Here is an 18,362-nt window from a genome sequence, read left to right as displayed (position 1 = left end):
CCTTTGTTACAAATTTTTCCGACTCCGTTCATTGCTGAAATCTTCAGCAGCGCTCCACGCCTGAATTTGTAACCTGTCAAAGGAGGGTCACTGGCATTTACATTGCGATGATCCGGCAGGTAGACAAGCACACCCCCTTCACGATGGCGCGCGTTATTCTACGTGAAATCACGCTAAACGGCAGATCAAACCGAGTATCTTTGCGAATATTTTTTCACATTTGTGTCAAGTGGCTGTGAGGCGGCAAAAAATTCCCCCTGCCCGCCCGTGACACCGCATTGGGACAGTACCAGCCACTCGCTGCGGCTGCGTACGCCCGTCGCAAAAACTTGCATAGGCATGCCTTTACAGGCTTCCACCAGGCTTTGCACCAGCAGCTGGTTCTCGCTGCGCTTTTCGATATTGCGCGCCAGCCCCGGATGCAGTTTGATCAGCTCCGCATCCAGCTGCTTGATCCAGCTAGTTCCCACCAGGGTTAACCCTGCCTGAACCACCGCCACCCGAACGCCAAGCGCGTTAACCAACCGCATAACCGGCTGCAGACGGCCGATATATTGACAAACATCTGCCTCAGCAAGTTCAAAAATAATCCGCTGACGCTGCGATTTTTCACACTGCATCAGAGCATCACGCAGCCAGCGCTGGAATCGCGGACGGATCAGCGACTCCACCGACAGCTGGAGCGCCAGATTCTCCTCGGGCCAGAAGCCTAAAAATGGCAGCAGGCGCGTCACCTGCAGGCGGTCATACTCCTCCGCCAGGCCAAACTGCAGCACCATCGGCATATACTCGGCGGCGATCACCTCTTCCTTACCGTCGTACATCCGCGACATCAGTTCACGGTGATGCACCCGGCCATCGCGAGTGACGGCGGGTTTCTGATACAACCGCGGCCCGCCGCGGCTCAGCATCTGTTCGATCAGCGTCCGCCAGCGAACGTTGCCGCGGCCTTTCTCCGGAAGGGTATCGTCATAGACCGACCAGCTGTTGCTGCCCTGCAGCACCGCGTTGCGCGTTGCTGCTTCAGCATGTTCCATCACTTGCGCCGCCGATTGTCCACTGCGGAAAGAACAGATGCCGATATGCATCATATCGTCACGATCGAGAATGCGCGTCGGAGGCAGCGCGTCCATGGCCTTCAGCAACAGTCCGGCGATGCTATCCGCCTCTTTTAACGTGCGGTGCGGCAGCAGCACGGCGAAGTCGCTACGGTGATAGCGGGCCAGCAGCGCGCCAGGGTAACGCATAATAAAGGTAGAGAGCAGGTTGATTAGCGTGAAGTAATGTTCTTCGGCCGCCGCTCGTCCCCAGTTGTCCCGCAGCAGATCAAACTCCGGCAGACGGATCATCATCACGATGCCGTACGCCCCCACCTTCTCCTGATCTTCCAGCAGCGTGGCCAACTGATTGTCAAAAAACAGGCGATTGTTCAGCCCGGTTTTGGAATCCTGTGCCGCATAGGAGCGAATCAGCGTATCCATCCGGCTGCGCTGATCGCTGGCGAATTGCAGCTCCGACAGCAGCATATCCAGCGCGCTACTGGTGCTGGCAGGCCATTCATAGACTGACCCGCGCACCTGCGGCCCGCGCTCGCCGCTCAGGATGCGCGTGGAACGAAGCTCAAGCAGTTCCTGACCTGCCAGCTGGCGGCGTATCCAGCGGACGGCGAAGAAAATAATCACCACCATGAAGCCGATGGAGATCGACAGCGGGGCGGTGATTGACAGCGAACGGAAATAGTTCACCATCGGGTCAACGTAGACCAGATGCAGGGTGATACCGGGATGTTTCAACGACGGGACCGTGATCTCACGGAATTGCTCATGACTGCCCAGCGGGCGGTAGCTGTCGGTTCGGGAGTGGCTGTAGAGCGGTTTACCGTTAAGCATGAAATCGATATGCACGATCTCTATCGGCGTCATCAGCTCATCCAGCTGCGGCTCAAGCTTATCAAAAGAGGTGGTGATGAGCCGGTTATCCAGCATGGTCGCCACCGCCTGAACCCGGTTTTCGACCTTGTTCTCAATGCCGTTGTAAAAACTCAGCGAAGCGCCAATCAGCGTGACAAAGATGGTCAGGCTAGTTAGCAGCGTGATAAAGGCTGAGAACTTCGTCGTTAATCGCATCCCTGTGTTAACTCCGCGAGTGAATGACTGCCCGATGAACCATCAGGCTCCCGTGCCGGCGCGCGCCTTGACGCTAGCATTAACCTTTTAAAGCGCGACGCATACTATCAAAGATGGCGAGTCTGGCAATGGAATGCGTATTATCGGCGAAAGTATGCCGATAGCGAGTATAGTCGGCAGAAAAAATTTGCCAAACGCCGCCCGCCTGCGGCCTGCGCCAGAAGCGCTTTAATTTTAGACGCTGGATGGCAAACCCGCGCCAGCGGCGCACATTATTGCTAATTTTCCATCCTGCCAGCCTCCCGCCCGCTTTTTTCCCCTGCTAAAGATGCCGGGTCAGGCGCGTTAAAGGAAACGTCTTGCGCCACTTTCCGATGATTCCTGGACGACCGCGCCCCAGCTTCGGCGGTGGCGAATGCGCCTAATGTGCAATTTTTCGTGACATATTCGCGATTCATCGCCGCCTCCGTCATGCTTAGGGAAACGCATGACGGAGGACACCATGAAAAGAAAAAAACTGACGGAAGCCGACGTCACGGCCGAATCCGTTTTTATGCTCCAGCGGCGCCAGGTGCTGAAAATGCTGGGCATCAGCGCGACCGCCCTTTCGCTTCCCGCCGCCGCACAGGCCGACCTGCTGGACTGGTTTAAAGGCCACGACCGTCCGCCAGCCCCGGCGGGCAAGGCCCTGGACTTTGCTAAACCCGCTGAATGGCAGGCTAACCTGACGCTTACTCCGGAAGATAAAGTCTCCGGCTACAATAACTTTTATGAATTCGGCCTCGATAAAGCCGATCCGGCGGCGAACGCGGGTAGCCTGCGCACCGATCCCTGGACGTTGACCATCGGCGGTGAGGTGGCGAAGCCGCTGACCCTTGACCATGACGATCTGACCAAACGCTTCCCGCTGGAAGAGCGTATTTACCGTATGCGCTGCGTGGAAGCCTGGTCGATGGTGGTCCCCTGGGTCGGCTTCCCGCTGCATAAGCTGTTGGCGCTGGTGGAGCCCACCAGCAACGCGCGCTATGTGGCCTTCAAAACCCTCTATGCCCCGGATCAAATGCCCGGGCAGAAAGATCGGTTTATCGGCGGCGGGCTCGCTTACCCTTACGTGGAGGGGTTGCGGCTGGATGAAGCGCTGCACCCGCTGACGCTGCTCACCGTCGGGGTGTATGGCAAAGCGCTGCCGCCGCAAAACGGCGCGCCGGTCCGCCTTACCGTGCCGTGGAAGTACGGTTTCAAAGGCATTAAATCCATCGTCAGCATTGAACTGACCCGCGAGCGGCCACCGACCACCTGGAACCTCGCGGCGCCGGACGAATACGGCTTCTTCGCCAACGTCAATCCGCACGTCGATCACCCCCGCTGGTCACAGGCTAGCGAGCGGTTTATCGGTGCCGGCGGCGTGCTCGATGTGAAACGTCAACCGACGCTGCTGTTTAACGGCTATGCCGACGAGGTGGCGTCGCTGTATCGCGGCATGAATCTGCGGGAGAACTTCTAGTGCGTTTCACCGTCAAACAGATCGCCTGGTTGAAGGTTTTACTTCATCTGGCGGGGTTTTTGCCGCTGGTCTGGTTATTCTGGGCCGGGCACCAGGGCTACTTTAGCGCCGATCCGGCCAAGGATATCCAGCATTTTACCGGCAGGATGGCGCTGAAGTTTCTGCTGGCGACGCTGCTGGTCTCCCCGCTGGCGCGCTACGCGAAACAGCCATTATTGATTCGCGTTCGCCGCCTGTTAGGTTTATGGTGTTTCGCCTGGGCGACCCTGCACCTGACCAGCTATACCCTGCTGGAGCTGGGCATTAACAATCTGGCGCTACTGGGCTCGGAGATTATCAACCGCCCCTATCTGACGTTAGGCATGGTCAGTTGGGCGATCCTGCTGGCGCTGGCGGCGACGTCGACGCAGGCGATGCAGCGAAAACTGGGCCGCCGTTGGCAACTTTTACACAACTTCGTCTATCTGGTGGCGATCCTCGCGCCGATTCACTACCTGTGGTCAGTGAAGATCCTCTCACCGCAGCCCATCATTTATGCCCTGCTGGCAGTCGCGCTCCTGGCATGGCGTTACAAGAAGTTTCGCCAGTGGTGGCGCTGAATCCGGTAATGTGCAGTTTCCCGCAGATCCTTTATCAACCGCGACTCTTTTTAAGATAGCGGTTGATAATCTTCCCTGATAAGACCAGTATTTAGCTGCCAATTGCTACGAAATCGTTATAATGTGCGACTTTGGCTTTCCTGACAGGGTTTTCTGACCCTGAAAAGGTGACAAGGGCGCATTGAAGGTATATGTTGTTTTTTTACCCGAAAATGGCAGGAGATGGCCACACGATGGCAGACAAGTTTCACATTTTGCTTTTGAATGGTCCAAACATTAACATGCTCGGTACCCGCGAGCCAGAGAAGTATGGATCTCTCACGCTGGCTGAGATTGTTAACCATTTAACATCTGAAGCAGCGGCGCTGAATGTGAGCCTGGATCACCTGCAGTCCAACGCGGAGCATGCGTTAATCGACCGAATTCATCAGGCTAAAGACAACGTGGACTATATCCTGATTAATCCGGCCGCGTTCACGCATACCAGCGTAGCAATCCGTGACGCGTTGCTTGCCGTGAACATCCCGTTTATCGAGATTCACCTGAGCAATGTGCATGCACGCGAACCCTTCCGCCAGCATTCGTATCTGTCAGATATCGCCGCTGGCGTTATCTGCGGACTGGGGGCGGACGGCTATTCATACGCTTTACAGACGGCGGTAAAACGCCTGTCACAATCACACTAAACAAAGAGTACGGAACCCACTCATGGATATTCGTAAGATTAAAAAACTGATCGAGCTGGTTGAAGAATCAGGTATCTCCGAACTGGAAATTTCTGAAGGCGAAGAGTCTGTTCGCATCAGCCGCTCTGCACCGGCCGCAAGCTATCCGGTTATGCAGCAGGCTTATGCTGCGCCGATGATGCAGCCTCAGGCACCTGCCGCCGCGGCTGCCGCGCCAGCTGCAGCAGCAGAAGCGCCGGCAAAAGCGGAAATCAGTGGTCACATCGTACGTTCCCCGATGGTTGGTACTTTCTATCGTACGCCAAGCCCGGACGCGAAAGCGTTTGTGGAAGTTGGCCAGAAAGTTAACGTGGGCGACACCCTGTGCATCGTCGAAGCGATGAAAATGATGAACCAGATCGAAGCCGACAAAGCCGGCGTGGTGAAAGCCATTCTGATCGAAAGCGGCCAACCGGTAGAATTCGACGAGCCGCTGGTAGTTATCGAGTAACGAGGCGAACATGCTGGATAAAATTGTCATCGCTAACCGTGGCGAGATCGCACTGCGCATCCTGCGTGCCTGTAAAGAACTGGGCATCAAGACCGTTGCTGTGCATTCCACCGCGGATCGCGATCTAAAACACGTATTGTTAGCGGATGAGACGGTCTGCATCGGTCCGGCTCCGTCCGTAAAAAGCTATCTGAACATCCCGGCTATCATCAGCGCCGCTGAGATCACCGGCGCGGTAGCAATTCACCCGGGGTATGGCTTCCTCTCTGAGAACGCCAACTTTGCTGAGCAGGTTGAGCGCTCCGGCTTTATCTTCATCGGCCCGAAAGCCGACACTATCCGCCTGATGGGCGACAAAGTGTCCGCGATCACCGCCATGAAAAAAGCCGGCGTCCCGACCGTACCCGGTTCTGACGGCCCGCTGACCGACGACATGGACGCTAACCGCGCCCATGCCAAACGCATCGGCTATCCGGTGATCATCAAGGCCTCCGGCGGCGGCGGCGGTCGCGGTATGCGCGTTGTGCGCAGCGATGCTGAACTGGCCCAGTCCATCTCCATGACCAAAGCGGAAGCCAAAGCGGCTTTCAACAACGACATGGTCTACATGGAGAAATACCTGGAAAACCCGCGTCACATCGAAATTCAGGTGCTGGCGGACGGTCAGGGTAACGCTATCTATCTGGCTGAACGTGACTGCTCCATGCAGCGCCGTCACCAGAAAGTGGTCGAAGAAGCGCCGGCGCCGGGCATCACCCCGGAACTGCGTCGCTACATCGGCGAGCGTTGCGCGAAAGCCTGTGTCGATATCGGCTACCGCGGGGCGGGTACCTTTGAGTTCCTGTTCGAAAACGGCGAGTTCTACTTCATTGAAATGAACACCCGTATCCAGGTAGAGCATCCGGTAACTGAAATGATCACCGGCGTTGACCTGATCAAAGAGCAGCTGCGTATCGCAGCCGGTCAGCCGCTGTCCATCAAGCAGGATGAAGTGGTGGTTCGCGGCCATGCGGTGGAATGCCGTATCAACGCCGAAGACCCGAACACCTTCCTGCCGAGCCCGGGTAAAATTACCCGTTTCCACGCGCCGGGCGGCTTTGGCGTGCGCTGGGAGTCCCATATTTACGCCGGTTACACCGTACCGCCGTACTATGACTCCATGATCGGCAAACTGATCTGCTACGGCGAAAGCCGTGACGTGGCGATTGCCCGCATGAAGAATGCGCTGCAGGAGCTGATCATCGATGGCATCAAGACCAACGTCGATCTGCAGATGCGCATTATGAGCGACGAGAACTTCCAGCATGGTGGCACCAACATCCACTATCTGGAGAAAAAACTCGGCTTGCAGGAAAAATAATTCTGCATTCTCAGCAAAAGGCCGGATTTTCCGGCCTTTTTTCTTTTTCTCTCTCCTCATCTATACCATGCGGTACAATCCCCGCTTTCTTCATCCTCAAGGGACAAAAAATGGACAAACGCTTTGTTCAGGCCCACAAAGAAGCGCGCTGGGCGCTGTGGCTGACCCTTCTCTATCTTGCAGCCTGGCTGGCCGCCGCCTATCTGCCGGGGGTGGCTATCGGTTTTACCGGCCTGCCCCACTGGTTTGAAATGGCCTGCCTGCTGGTTCCGCTGCTGTTTATTCTGCTGTGCTGGGCGATGGTCAAACTGGTTTTTCGCGACATTCCTCTGGAGGACGATGATGCAGTTTGAGGTCATTATTCCCCTGATCGCCTATCTGGTGGTGGTGTTCGGCTTATCCCTTTACGCCATGCGAAAACGAGCCTCAGGAAGCTTTCTGAATGAGTACTTTCTCGGCAGCCGCTCGATGGGCGGCTTCGTGCTGGCCATGACGCTAACCGCCACCTATATCAGCGCCAGCTCATTTATCGGCGGACCCGGCGCCGCCTATAAATACGGCCTGGGCTGGGTGCTGCTGGCAATGATCCAGCTTCCCGCCATCTGGCTGTCGCTGGGCGTACTGGGAAAAAAATTCGCCATTCTTGCGCGCCGTTACAACGCCGTCACCCTCAATGACATGCTGTTTGCGCGCTACCAGAGTCGTCTGCTGGTCTGGCTGGCCAGCCTGAGTCTGCTGGTAGCCTTCGTTGGCGCCATGACCGTCCAGTTTATCGGCGGTGCCCGCCTGCTGGAGACGGCTGCGGGTATTCCCTACGATACCGGTCTGCTGATCTTCGGCATCAGCATCGCGCTGTATACCGCTTATGGCGGCTTTCGCGCCAGCGTGCTCAACGACACCATGCAGGGCATGGTGATGCTGATCGGCACGATCGTGCTGCTGGTGGGGGTGATCCACGCCGCCGGCGGGATTGGCCATGCGGTAGAGACCCTGCAGTCGATCGATGTCAAGCTGGTGTCCCCTCAGGGGGCGGAAGATATCCTCTCGCCAACCTTTATGGCCTCGTTTTGGGTGCTGGTCTGCTTCGGCGTGATAGGCCTCCCGCATACCGCCGTGCGCTGTATCTCCTACAAAGACAGCAAAGCCGTGCATCGCGGCATCATTATCGGCACCATCGTGGTGGCGATCCTGATGTTTGGCATGCACCTGGCCGGCGCGTTAGGTCGGGCGGTGATCCCTGACCTCACCGTACCGGATCTGGTGATCCCGACGCTGATGGTCAAAGTGCTCCCGCCCTTTGCGGCAGGGATCTTTCTGGCCGCGCCGATGGCGGCGATTATGTCGACGATCAATGCCCAACTTCTGCAAAGTTCCGCTACGATCATCAAGGATCTGTATCTGAATTGGCGTCCGGATCAGGCGACTAACGAAAAGCGGCTAAAACGCATGTCCGCCGGCATTACGCTCCTGTTGGGTGTCCTGCTGCTGCTCGCGGCCTGGCGACCGCCAGAGATGATTATCTGGCTGAACCTGCTGGCCTTCGGCGGCCTGGAAGCCGTCTTTCTGTGGCCGCTGGTGCTGGGCCTGTATTGGGAACGTGCCAACGCGGCTGGCGCGCTGAGCGCGATGATCGTGGGTGGTGTACTGTATGCCGTACTTGCCACGCTGAAAGTGCAGTTTCTCGGCTTCCATCCGATCGTTCCCGCGCTGCTGCTGAGTTTACTGGCGTTTGTGGCAGGGAATCGTTTCGGCCGTCCCGCACCACAGCCACCTATTTTGACTACTGATAAATAAAGAGTTTTGCTATGCCATGGATCCAACTGAAACTAAATACCACCGGCGCGAACGCTGAAGATCTTAGCGATGCGCTGATGGAGGCCGGATCGGTCTCGATCACCTTCCAGGATACGCACGATACGCCGGTATTTGAGCCGTTACCCGGGGAAACCCGGCTGTGGGGCGACACCGACGTGATCGGCCTGTTCGATGCCGAAACCGATATGAAAGCGGTCGTTGCCCAACTGGAGCAGCACCCGCTGCTGGGCGCCGGATTCGCGCATAAGATCGAGCAGCTGGAAGATAAAGACTGGGAGCGGGAATGGATGGATAACTTCCATCCGATGCGCTTCGGTGAGCGGCTGTGGATCTGCCCGAGCTGGCGCGACGTTCCGGATGAAAATGCCGTCAACGTGATGCTCGATCCGGGTCTGGCCTTCGGTACCGGCACGCACCCGACGACATCCCTGTGCCTGCAGTGGCTCGATGGACTCGACCTCAACGGAAAAACGGTCATTGATTTCGGCTGCGGTTCCGGCATCCTGGCGATTGCCGCGCTGAAGCTGGGAGCCGCAAAAGCGATCGGCATTGATATCGACCCGCAGGCTATTCAGGCCAGCCGCGATAACGCACAGCGTAACGGCGTCTCTGAGCGTCTGGAGCTCTATCTTCCTCAGGACCAGCCCGAGTCGATGAAAGCCGACGTCGTGGTCGCCAATATCCTGGCTGGCCCGTTACGTGAGCTGGCGCCGTTAATCAGCGTCCTGCCTGTTTCAGGCGGTTTGCTGGGGCTTTCCGGCATCCTTGCCAGCCAGGCGGAGAGCGTCTGTGAAGCCTACGCCGATCTCTTCACCCTTGACCCGGTGGTCGAGAAAGAGGAGTGGTGCCGGATCACCGGCCAGAAAAACTAAGTGCAATGCGGCCTGTGGGCCGCATTTTTGTTTCCAGTAGCCACCAAATAATGCCAGGAAATGAGAGGCAGATCGCACTACAGAGCACTTTTTTGACTATAAAAACAGCGTTTTATATCGCCTGGTAGCGAGTTTGTCTAAGAAAAATCAAGAAGTTTTATGATTTTATAAATGGACACAAATTATCCATCAGCCATTAAATCAATGATTAATATAAGTATTTATTCATCCCTTTTACGTTAGTCCCGGATTCATTGATCTGCAACAGAGGATTGCTCAAAGTTTGGCCTTTCATCTCGTGCAAAAAATGCGTAATATACGCCGCCTTGCAGTCACAGTATGGTCATTTCTTAACTCATGCGCATCGGACACCACCAGCTCAGAAATCGCCTGATCGCAGCGCCCATGGCTGGCATTACTGACAGACCATTCCGGACGCTGTGCTACGAGATGGGAGCGGGTTTAACCGTTTCCGAGATGATGTCCTCTAACCCACAGGTGTGGGAGAGCGACAAGTCCCGTTTACGGATGGTGCATATTGATGAGCCCGGTATTCGTACCGTGCAAATCGCCGGTAGCGTGCCGGAAGAGATGGCTGCCGCCGCGCGGATTAACGTGGAAAGCGGCGCCCAGATTATTGATATCAATATGGGATGCCCGGCGAAAAAGGTGAATCGCAAGCTTGCAGGTTCAGCCCTCTTGCAGTACCCCGACCAGGTGAAGTCGATCCTGACGGCGGTCGTGAATGCGGTGGACGTTCCTGTGACTCTCAAGATTCGCACCGGTTGGGAACCGGAACACCGTAACTGCGTAGAGATTGCCCAACTGGCCGAAGAGTGTGGCATTCAGGCTCTGACTATTCACGGACGCACCCGCGCCTGCTTGTTTAACGGAGACGCTGAGTACGACAGTATTCGGGCAGTTAAGCAGAAAGTTTCCATTCCGATTATCGCGAATGGCGACATTACTGACCCGCTTAAAGCCAGAGCTGTGCTCGACTATACAGGGGCTGATGCCCTGATGATAGGCCGTGCAGCTCAGGGAAGACCCTGGATCTTTCGGGAAATCCAGCATTATCTGGACACTGGAGAGCTGCTGCCCCCGCTGCCGCTGGCAGAGGTCAAGCGCTTGCTTTGTGCGCACGTTCGGGAATTGCATGACTTTTATGGTCAGGCAAAAGGGTACCGAATCGCGCGTAAACACGTCTCCTGGTATCTTCAGGAACATGCTCCAGATGACCAGTTTCGGCGCACATTCAACGCCATTGAGGATGCCAGCGAACAGCTGGAGGCGTTGGAGGCATACTTCGAAAATTTTGCGTAATAGAAATAAAGAGCTGACAGAACTATGTTCGAACAACGCGTAAATTCTGACGTACTGACCGTTTCTACCGTTAACTCTCAGGATCAGGTAACTCAAAAGCCCCTGCGTGACTCGGTTAAACAGGCACTGAAGAACTATTTTGCTCAACTGAACGGTCAGGATGTGAATGACCTGTATGAGCTGGTACTGGCTGAAGTTGAACAGCCCCTGTTGGACATGGTGATGCAATACACCCGTGGTAACCAGACCCGCGCTGCCCTGATGATGGGCATCAACCGCGGTACGCTGCGTAAAAAACTGAAAAAATACGGCATGAACTGATACTAGTCAGTTGCTTGCTTGATATAAAAGGCGCTCTTCGGCATGGGGAAGCGCCTTTTTTATTACCTGCGACAGCGGGACACATTACTGATTTACCGCCCGCAGTACCGGCGCCTCTGATACACGGGCAGCGCGGATTACCGCCATAATATTATCCACCAGCGCAGGCGCCTGCTGATAAAGATCGAAACGTTGCGGATCGAGCAGCCAGTTTTTAATCAGCCCGGAAAAGGCGCTGTGTAAAACAATTAATATCACTTCAATATTTGTTTCGGCTGGCAATATATTGTTACGCACACAGCGCTGAAGCATGCCGCCAATGAGCGAATAATTAAAACCAATGCGCTGGCGAATTTCGTTTTCCGAAAGCATATCATTGGCAAACTCGCAGCGCTGATAAAGAATTTGCATCAGCGCGCGCTGGCGAGGATTCGCAGCAATATAGCGGAGCCCGGTAATAAACCGCTCGCGCAATGCATTTAACGGCTCCTGTTCATTCTCTGTTACGAGGCTATGCTGAATCAAATCCCTGAGCGGTGGCTGCTGCTGCCACATTTCATTAAACAGCTCAGTCTTACTGGCAAAATGCCAGTATACGGCGCCGCGGGTCACTCCCGCCGCATCAGCAATATCCGTCAGGGTTGTGTTGGTCACCCCCCGCAGGGCGAACTGCTGGATCGCGGACTCAATCAGGAGCTGCCGCGTGCGTAGCGCCTCTTCTTTCGTTTTTCTAGCCATACAAGCCCCTTCCCGTCAGACAGGTTATTCAGGATTTTCTGAAGATCGCTTAACCTAACATTTGTCATGGAATATTTTTTAGCAAAAATGCAGACAAGTTAATTCTGAAGCTGTCGCCAAATAAATTACCCAAAATAATATTAATAAATAACCCATTCACTGAATTGATGTCTATTTATTAAGTTTTACAATTGAGGTAAATAGCAAAAAAATCCTGCGCGCTTTTTTGTTTTTGCGTGCCTTGCTGATTGCTCAAAAATAAGTATCCCTTACATCCAGCGGCGTTTATTTGTAGGATGGCAAACTGCTTTTTAATTCCCTCTTTCTTTCACAGATTCGCCGCCGAATTTGGCACGCAATCTATAAGGAACCGCCATGACAACTCACGCCAGAGTGACACTTTTATCCGGTTTAATTATCTCGGCCTTATTGCTTACCGGCTGCGATAATTCGGACAACCCGCAACCCCATGCCCAGGCGCCGCAGGTGACGGTCCATGTCGTGAACAGCGCGCCGCTGTCGGTCACCACCGAACTGCCAGGCCGAACTTCAGCTTTTCGCGTGGCGGAAGTCCGCCCTCAGGTAAGCGGAATCATCCTGAAGCGTAACTTTGTTGAAGGAAGCGATGTCGAAGCAGGCCAGTCGCTCTATCAGATCGATCCGGCAACCTACCAGGCGGCGTGGAACAGCGCCAAGGGCGATGAGGCTAAAGCCGAAGCCGCAGCCGCCATCGCCCACTTAACGGTGAAACGCTACGTTCCGCTGCTGGGCACCAAGTATATCAGTCAGCAGGAATACGATCAGGCGGTGGCCACCGCCCGCCAGGCCGACGCTGACGTCATCGCCACCAAAGCCTCCGTGGAAAGCGCCCGCATCAACCTGGCCTACACCAAAGTGACCTCTCCCATTAGCGGACGCATCGGTAAATCGAGCGTCACCGAGGGAGCGTTGGTCACCAACGGTCAGTCGGATGCCCTGGCTACCGTCCAGCAGCTCGATCCGATCTACGTCGACGTGACGGAATCCAGCAATGACTTCATGCGCCTTAAGCAGGAAAGCCTGCAACGCGGCGGCGACACCAAAAGCGTTGAGCTGGTGATGGAGAACGGTCAGGCCTATCCGCTTAAGGGTTCGCTGCAGTTCTCCGACGTGACTGTCGATGAAAGTACAGGTTCAATTACCCTGCGCGCTATCTTCCCTAACCCACAGCATGTCCTGCTGCCGGGAATGTTCGTTCGCGCCCGCATCGATGAAGGCACCGATCCGCAGGCCATCCTGGTGCCGCAGCAGGGGGTGACCCGTACGCCGCGGGGCGATGCCTCCGTCATGCTGGTGAATGACAAAAACCAGGTTGAAACCCGTCAGGTGGTAGCTTCCCAGGCCGTGGGCGATAAGTGGCTTATCACCAGCGGGCTGAAGCCGGGCGATAAGGTGATTATCAGCGGCTTACAGAAAGTCCGTCCAGGCGTCACCGTGAAAGCAGAAGCGGAGCATGCGGCACCGGTCGCACAATAAGGATACCCAGCCATGTCTAAGTTTTTTATCCATCGACCAGTCTTTGCCTGGGTGCTGGCCATCATCATGATGATTGCCGGAGGTCTGGCCATTCTGCAGTTGCCGATAGCGCAGTATCCGACGATAGCGCCCCCTGCGGTGGCGATCTCCGCTACCTATCCCGGTGCGGATGCCCAGACCGTGCAGGACACGGTCACTCAGGTTATTGAGCAGAACATGAACGGTATCGACAACCTGATGTATATGTCGTCGACCAGCGATTCCGCCGGCTCAGTAACCATCACGCTTACCTTTAAGTCCGGCACCGATCCGGATATCGCCCAGGTGCAGGTGCAAAACAAACTGCAGCTGGCCACCCCGCTGCTGCCTCAGGAAGTCCAGCAGCAGGGAATTAGCGTAGAAAAGTCCAGCAGCAGCTTCCTGCTGGTGGCCGGCTTTATCTCTGATAACCCGGTCACTACCCAGGACGATATTTCCGACTATGTCGCCTCTAATGTTAAAGATCCCATCAGCCGCCTCAACGGTGTGGGCGATGTCCAGCTGTTTGGCGCACAGTACGCCATGCGCATCTGGCTGGATGGCAACCTGTTGAACAAATACAACCTGACGCCAGTGGATGTCATTAATGCGCTGCAGGTTCAGAACGATCAGATCGCCGCCGGCCAGCTGGGCGGTACGCCAGCGCTAAAAGGCCAGCAGCTCAATGCGTCGATCATTGCCCAGACGCGGCTTAAAGATCCGCAGGAGTTTGGCAAGGTCACGCTGCGGGTCAATGCCGATGGCTCTGTCGTCCATCTGAAAGATGTCGCCCGCATTGAGCTGGGCGGAGAGAACTACAACGTCGTCGCCAGAATTAACGGTAAGCCCGCCTCTGGTCTGGGTATTAAGCTTGCGACCGGCGCCAACGCGCTGGATACCGCCACGGCGATTAAAGCGAAGCTAGCCGAACTGCAGCCTTACTTCCCCCAGGGAATGAAGGTGGTCTATCCGTACGATACGACCCCTTTCGTTAAAATCTCTATTCACGAAGTGGTCAAAACGCTATTTGAAGCGATTATTCTCGTCTTCCTTGTCATGTATCTGTTCCTGCAGAACATGCGCGCAACGCTCATTCCGACCATTGCCGTGCCCGTCGTGCTGTTGGGCACCTTCGCCGTACTGTCGATGTTTGGCTACTCCATCAACACCCTGACGATGTTTGGCATGGTGCTGGCGATAGGTCTGCTGGTCGATGACGCTATCGTCGTAGTGGAAAACGTTGAGCGCGTGATGGTTGAGGAAAAACTCTCGCCAAAAGAAGCGACGGAAAAGTCGATGTCGCAGATCCAGGGGGCGCTGGTGGGTATCGCCATGGTGCTCTCTGCGGTATTCGTGCCGATGGCCTTCTTCGGCGGTTCCACCGGCGCGATTTATCGCCAGTTTTCGATCACCATCGTTTCCGCCATGGCGCTCTCCGTGCTGGTTGCCCTGGTCCTGACGCCAGCGCTCTGCGCCACGTTGTTAAAGCCGTCCTCGGTCGAACACCATGAGAAAAAAGGCTTCTTCGGCTGGTTTAACGCCCGCTTTGACCAGAGCGTTAACCACTACACCAACAGCGTCAGCGGTATTTTGCGTGGAACCGGCCGTTACCTGGTGATCTATCTGCTGATCGTCGTGGGAATGGCCGTGCTGTTTATGCGTCTCCCGACATCCTTTCTACCCGATGAAGACCAGGGGGTCTTCCTGACCATGATCCAGCTGCCCTCCGGCGCCACCCAGGAGCGGACACAGAAAGTGCTGGATACCGTGACCGACTACTATCTGCATAACGAGAAGGCTAACGTCGACAGCGTCTTTACCGTGAACGGCTTCAGCTTCAGCGGCCAGGGGCAAAACTCCGGCATGGCGTTTGTCAGCCTGAAACCCTGGGAAGCGCGCAGCGGTGATGAAAACAGCGTGGAGTCCATCATCAAGCGAGCCACCGTGGCCTTCAGCCAGATCAAGGACGCCATGGTTTTCCCGTTCAACATGCCTGCCATTATTGAGCTGGGTACCGCCACCGGCTTCGACTTTGAGCTGATCGACCAGGGCGGGCTAGGTCATACCGCCCTGACGCAGGCGCGCAATCAACTGCTGGGCATGGTGAAACAGCATCCGGATCAGCTGGTGCGGGTACGGCCTAATGGGCTGGAAGATACGCCGCAGTTCAAACTGGATGTCGACCAGGAAAAAGCGCAGGCGCTGGGCGTATCGCTCTCCGATATCAATGAAACGATATCAGCCGCGCTGGGCGGGTACTACGTCAATGACTTTATTGACCGTGGTCGCGTCAAGAAAGTGTACGTCCAGGCTGATGCCCATTTCCGTATGCTGCCGAGCGACATTAACAATATGTATGTTCGTAGCGCCAATGGCGAAATGGTCCCGTTCTCCGCCTTCGTCACTTCGCGCTGGATTTATGGCTCGCCGCGTCTGGAACGCTACAACGGTTTACCCTCCATGGAAATCCTCGGTGAAGCCTCGCCGGGTAAAAGTACCGGGGAAGCCATGGCGCTGATGGAAGCGCTGGCCAGTAAGCTGCCGAGCGGCATTGGTTACGACTGGACCGGGATGTCTTACCAGGAACGCCTTTCCGGCAACCAGGCTCCCGCGCTTTATGCCATCTCGCTGATTGTCGTCTTCCTGTGCCTGGCGGCGCTGTATGAGAGCTGGTCGATTCCATTCTCAGTCATGTTAGTGGTTCCGCTGGGGGTGATCGGCGCGCTGTTAGCCGCCACGCTGCGTGGGCTGAATAATGACGTGTACTTTCAGGTAGGCCTTCTGACCACGATCGGTTTGTCGGCGAAGAACGCGATCCTGATCGTCGAATTCGCCAAGGATCTGATGGAGAAAGAGGGGAAAGGGATCATTGAAGCAACCCTGGAGGCATCGCGGATGCGCCTGCGACCCATTCTGATGACCTCTCTGGCTTTTATTCTCGGAGTCATGCCGCTGGTGATTAGCCATGGTGCCGGCAGCGGGGCGCAGAATGCGGTAGGTACCGGCGTCATGGGCGGGATGCTAACCGCGACACTGCTGGCGATCTTCTTTGTTCCGGTCTTCTTTGTGGTCGTCAGACGACGTTTTACCCGGCACGCTGAATAACCCGGCCTGGTTTTAAAGGCGCCCCCTGCGGGCGCTTATTTTTCGCCAGGCATATTAGCAACCCGCTCAGCTTCCCGCTATCTGACAACCTCTATCGCGTGCGGCAGCGCGGGGAGACGATCTTTCTCTCCATCTTTTCTGCATATTCCCCTGCTTATCTTCACGATATTTACGTGGCTCATATATTGAGATGATTTCGGCATCCGGGCCGGACAATCCGCGGTGATAAAATAAGCCATTCCGTTCTGCACTGGCTCTCAGTACAACCCTGCGGATTATCCAGAGGTAATATCATGAAAAAGTATTTAATCGTGGCGCTGCTGGCCTCTCTGCTGGCAGGCTGTGCCCATGACTCTCCCTGCGTGCCGGTTTATGACTCGCAAGGCCGCTTAGTCCACACCAATACCTGTATGAAGGGCACAACAGAAGACAACTGGGACACGGCAGGCGCGATCGCCGGGGGAGCCGCCGCGGTAGCCGGCCTCACGTTAGGGATCGTCGCGCTGACCCGCTAATTCACCCCCGACCAGCAGATACTGGGGCTAGCGTCGAACCTGTATCTGCTCTTCTGCGCATCATCCACATGACAACCGGGCAAATAAACTCTCTGTCCCTTGCTGCATTACGAGCAAATCGACTTTGACGGGTTTCCCCCTGGTGGCAGGACTGTTTATCAACAGATAACAGATAACACAAAAGCAGAAGGCCCAGTCTTTCGACTGGGCCTTCTGCTTTATTTGATGCCTGGCGATTCCCTACTCTCACATGGGGAGACCCCACACTACCATCGGCGCTACGACGTTTCACTTCTGAGTTCGGCATGGGGTCAGGTGGGACCGCCGCGCTATTGTCGCCAGGCAAATTCTTTACAACGTGCCGAACTTTAACCTAAAAAGTGGTGCTGATACCCAGAGTCGAACTGGGGACCTCACCCTTACCAAGGGTGCGCTCTACCAACTGAGCCATATCAGCACGCTAAATTTGATGCCTGGCAGTTCCCTACTCTCACATGGGGAGACCCCACACTACCATCGGCGCTACGGCGTTTCACTTCTGAGTTCGGCATGGGGTCAGGTGGGACCACCGCGCTAGTGCCGCCAGGCAAATTCTGTTTTATCAACACGTCCTGCGGACGCATCGACTAATCTGTATCAGCTGAAAATCTTCTCAAATCCGCCAAAACATCTTCGGCGTTGTAAGGTTAAGCCTCACGGTTCATTAGTACCGGTTAGCTCAACGCATCGCTGCGCTTACACACCCGGCCTATCAACGTCATCGTCTTTAACGTTCCTTCAGGAGACTTAAAGTCTCAGGGAGAACTCATCTCGGGGCAAGTTTCGTGCTTAGATGCTTTCAGCACTTATCTCTTCCGCATTTAGCTACCGGGCAGTGCCATTGGCATGACAACCCGAACACCAGTGATGCGTCCACTCCGGTCCTCTCGTACTAGGAGCAGCCCCCCTCAATTCTCCAGCGCCCACGGCAGATAGGGACCGAACTGTCTCACGACGTTCTAAACCCAGCTCGCGTACCACTTTAAATGGCGAACAGCCATACCCTTGGGACCTACTTCAGCCCCAGGATGTGATGAGCCGACATCGAGGTGCCAAACACCGCCGTCGATATGAACTCTTGGGCGGTATCAGCCTGTTATCCCCGGAGTACCTTTTATCCGTTGAGCGATGGCCCTTCCATTCAGAACCACCGGATCACTATGACCTGCTTTCGCACCTGCTCGCGCCGTCACGCTCGCAGTCAAGCTAGCTTATGCCATTGCACTAACCTCCTGATGTCCGACCAGGATTAGCTAACCTTCGTGCTCCTCCGTTACGCTTTGGGAGGAGACCGCCCCAGTCAAACTACCCACCAGACACTGTCCGCAACCCCGAT

General features: G+C 55.6%; 16 protein-coding genes, 1 tRNA gene and 3 rRNA genes. 13 read left to right on the top strand and 7 right to left on the bottom strand.

From position 1 onward, the window contains the following. Window positions 1-185: 185 nt before the first annotated feature. Together csrD and MKS11_RS00095 are read right to left on the bottom strand one after the other, a co-directional pair. Complete coding sequence (csrD, locus tag MKS11_RS00100) at window positions 186-2,126, bottom strand: RNase E specificity factor CsrD (RefSeq protein WP_004206243.1); 1,941 nt, start codon at window positions 2,124-2,126, stop codon at window positions 186-188. Window positions 2,127-2,205: 79 nt separating this feature from the next. After that, window positions 2,206-2,397, bottom strand: coding sequence for a hypothetical protein (locus MKS11_RS00095; protein WP_017899936.1), 192 nt, complete (start codon window positions 2,395-2,397; stop codon window positions 2,206-2,208). A 231-nt stretch (window positions 2,398-2,628) separates the two neighbouring features. On the opposite strand from MKS11_RS00095, the gene msrP reads away from it, so the two are divergent. From msrP to fis, 10 genes are all read left to right on the top strand, one after another. Next, window positions 2,629-3,630, top strand: a complete 1,002-nt coding sequence (msrP, locus tag MKS11_RS00090; protein WP_017899937.1) for a protein-methionine-sulfoxide reductase catalytic subunit MsrP — start codon at window positions 2,629-2,631, stop codon at window positions 3,628-3,630. Next, window positions 3,630-4,229: a protein-methionine-sulfoxide reductase heme-binding subunit MsrQ gene (msrQ, locus tag MKS11_RS00085; RefSeq protein WP_004206245.1), complete on the top strand. Its 600-nt coding sequence runs from the start codon at window positions 3,630-3,632 to the stop codon at window positions 4,227-4,229. The genes msrP and msrQ overlap by 1 nt, the downstream gene beginning before the upstream one ends. A gap of 233 nt (window positions 4,230-4,462) precedes the next feature. After that, a complete protein-coding gene (aroQ, locus tag MKS11_RS00080; RefSeq protein ID WP_004206246.1) occupies window positions 4,463-4,915 on the top strand; it encodes a type II 3-dehydroquinate dehydratase in 453 nt (150 codons plus the stop codon). 22 nt (window positions 4,916-4,937) lie between these two features. Next, window positions 4,938-5,405: an acetyl-CoA carboxylase biotin carboxyl carrier protein gene (gene accB, locus MKS11_RS00075; protein ID WP_004206250.1), complete on the top strand. Its 468-nt coding sequence runs from the start codon at window positions 4,938-4,940 to the stop codon at window positions 5,403-5,405. 10 nt (window positions 5,406-5,415) lie between these two features. After that, window positions 5,416-6,765, top strand: coding sequence for an acetyl-CoA carboxylase biotin carboxylase subunit (accC, locus tag MKS11_RS00070; protein WP_004174096.1), 1,350 nt, complete (start codon window positions 5,416-5,418; stop codon window positions 6,763-6,765). 110 nt (window positions 6,766-6,875) lie between these two features. Next, window positions 6,876-7,118 (top strand): DUF997 family protein, encoded by a 243-nt coding sequence (locus MKS11_RS00065; RefSeq protein WP_004206253.1) that lies wholly within the window; start codon window positions 6,876-6,878, stop codon window positions 7,116-7,118. Beyond that, window positions 7,108-8,559, top strand: a complete 1,452-nt coding sequence (panF, locus tag MKS11_RS00060) for a sodium/pantothenate symporter (RefSeq protein WP_004206255.1) — start codon at window positions 7,108-7,110, stop codon at window positions 8,557-8,559. The genes MKS11_RS00065 and panF overlap by 11 nt, the downstream gene beginning before the upstream one ends. An 11-nt stretch (window positions 8,560-8,570) precedes the next feature. Then, window positions 8,571-9,452 carry a 50S ribosomal protein L11 methyltransferase gene (gene prmA, locus MKS11_RS00055; RefSeq protein WP_023319226.1) on the top strand — a complete coding sequence of 294 codons (882 nt, stop codon included), beginning with the start codon at window positions 8,571-8,573 and terminating at the stop codon, window positions 9,450-9,452. A 357-nt stretch (window positions 9,453-9,809) separates the two neighbouring features. Further along, a complete protein-coding gene (gene dusB, locus MKS11_RS00050) occupies window positions 9,810-10,775 on the top strand; it encodes a tRNA dihydrouridine synthase DusB (protein WP_004144972.1) in 966 nt (321 codons plus the stop codon). A gap of 24 nt (window positions 10,776-10,799) precedes the next feature. Then, the gene (gene fis, locus MKS11_RS00045) at window positions 10,800-11,096 is read left to right on the top strand and encodes a DNA-binding transcriptional regulator Fis (RefSeq protein ID WP_000462905.1); all 297 of its coding nucleotides are present in this window, start codon (window positions 10,800-10,802) and stop codon (window positions 11,094-11,096) included. Between the two features lie 84 nt (window positions 11,097-11,180). Here the strand turns inward: fis and envR are convergent, their stop codons facing one another. Next, window positions 11,181-11,834, bottom strand: a complete 654-nt coding sequence (gene envR, locus MKS11_RS00040; RefSeq protein WP_064188075.1) for an acrEF/envCD operon transcriptional regulator — start codon at window positions 11,832-11,834, stop codon at window positions 11,181-11,183. Between the two features lie 375 nt (window positions 11,835-12,209). On the opposite strand from envR, the gene MKS11_RS00035 reads away from it, so the two are divergent. From MKS11_RS00035 to MKS11_RS00025, 3 genes are all read left to right on the top strand, one after another. Further along, complete coding sequence (locus MKS11_RS00035) at window positions 12,210-13,349, top strand: efflux RND transporter periplasmic adaptor subunit (protein ID WP_049093701.1); 1,140 nt, start codon at window positions 12,210-12,212, stop codon at window positions 13,347-13,349. A gap of 12 nt (window positions 13,350-13,361) precedes the next feature. Further along, the gene (locus tag MKS11_RS00030) at window positions 13,362-16,472 is read left to right on the top strand and encodes an efflux RND transporter permease subunit (RefSeq protein WP_004206260.1); all 3,111 of its coding nucleotides are present in this window, start codon (window positions 13,362-13,364) and stop codon (window positions 16,470-16,472) included. 293 nt (window positions 16,473-16,765) lie between these two features. Further along, window positions 16,766-16,987 carry a membrane protein gene (locus MKS11_RS00025; RefSeq protein WP_004206262.1) on the top strand — a complete coding sequence of 74 codons (222 nt, stop codon included), beginning with the start codon at window positions 16,766-16,768 and terminating at the stop codon, window positions 16,985-16,987. 227 nt (window positions 16,988-17,214) lie between these two features. Here the strand turns inward: MKS11_RS00025 and rrf (MKS11_RS00020) are convergent. The 4 genes from rrf (MKS11_RS00020) to MKS11_RS00005 all read right to left on the bottom strand — a co-directional run. Beyond that, window positions 17,215-17,330, bottom strand: a 5S ribosomal RNA gene (rrf, locus tag MKS11_RS00020). Window positions 17,331-17,368: 38 nt separating this feature from the next. Then, window positions 17,369-17,444 (bottom strand) — tRNA-Thr (locus MKS11_RS00015). Between the two features lie 14 nt (window positions 17,445-17,458). After that, a 5S ribosomal RNA gene (gene rrf / locus MKS11_RS00010) occupies window positions 17,459-17,574 on the bottom strand. A gap of 95 nt (window positions 17,575-17,669) precedes the next feature. Further along, window positions 17,670-18,362, bottom strand: a 23S ribosomal RNA gene (locus MKS11_RS00005); the annotation flags it as partial.

It is taken from the genome of Klebsiella sp. K5-45 (assembly GCF_030128605.1).
GTDB classification, from domain to species: domain Bacteria; phylum Pseudomonadota; class Gammaproteobacteria; order Enterobacterales; family Enterobacteriaceae; genus Klebsiella; species Klebsiella quasipneumoniae.
Note: the sequence above shows the minus strand (reverse complement) of the source record. Positions and strands in the feature narration are given on the sequence as shown.

Excerpts from the sequence above, each read along its gene's own strand:
- csrD (WP_004206243.1), bottom strand. The coding sequence starts at position 2,126 with ATGCGATTAACGACGAAGTTCTCAGCCTTTATCACGCTGCTAACTAGC.
- msrP (WP_017899937.1), top strand. The coding sequence starts at position 2,629 with ATGAAAAGAAAAAAACTGACGGAAGCCGACGTCACGGCCGAATCCGTT.
- aroQ (WP_004206246.1), top strand. The coding sequence starts at position 4,463 with ATGGCAGACAAGTTTCACATTTTGCTTTTGAATGGTCCAAACATTAAC.
- accB (WP_004206250.1), top strand. The coding sequence starts at position 4,938 with ATGGATATTCGTAAGATTAAAAAACTGATCGAGCTGGTTGAAGAATCA.
- accC (WP_004174096.1), top strand. The coding sequence starts at position 5,416 with ATGCTGGATAAAATTGTCATCGCTAACCGTGGCGAGATCGCACTGCGC.
- MKS11_RS00065 (WP_004206253.1), top strand. The coding sequence starts at position 6,876 with ATGGACAAACGCTTTGTTCAGGCCCACAAAGAAGCGCGCTGGGCGCTG.
- panF (WP_004206255.1), top strand. The coding sequence starts at position 7,108 with ATGCAGTTTGAGGTCATTATTCCCCTGATCGCCTATCTGGTGGTGGTG.
- prmA (WP_023319226.1), top strand. The coding sequence starts at position 8,571 with ATGCCATGGATCCAACTGAAACTAAATACCACCGGCGCGAACGCTGAA.
- dusB (WP_004144972.1), top strand. The coding sequence starts at position 9,810 with ATGCGCATCGGACACCACCAGCTCAGAAATCGCCTGATCGCAGCGCCC.
- fis (WP_000462905.1), top strand. The coding sequence starts at position 10,800 with ATGTTCGAACAACGCGTAAATTCTGACGTACTGACCGTTTCTACCGTT.
- envR (WP_064188075.1), bottom strand. The coding sequence starts at position 11,834 with ATGGCTAGAAAAACGAAAGAAGAGGCGCTACGCACGCGGCAGCTCCTG.
- MKS11_RS00035 (WP_049093701.1), top strand. The coding sequence starts at position 12,210 with ATGACAACTCACGCCAGAGTGACACTTTTATCCGGTTTAATTATCTCG.
- MKS11_RS00030 (WP_004206260.1), top strand. The coding sequence starts at position 13,362 with ATGTCTAAGTTTTTTATCCATCGACCAGTCTTTGCCTGGGTGCTGGCC.
- MKS11_RS00025 (WP_004206262.1), top strand. The coding sequence starts at position 16,766 with ATGAAAAAGTATTTAATCGTGGCGCTGCTGGCCTCTCTGCTGGCAGGC.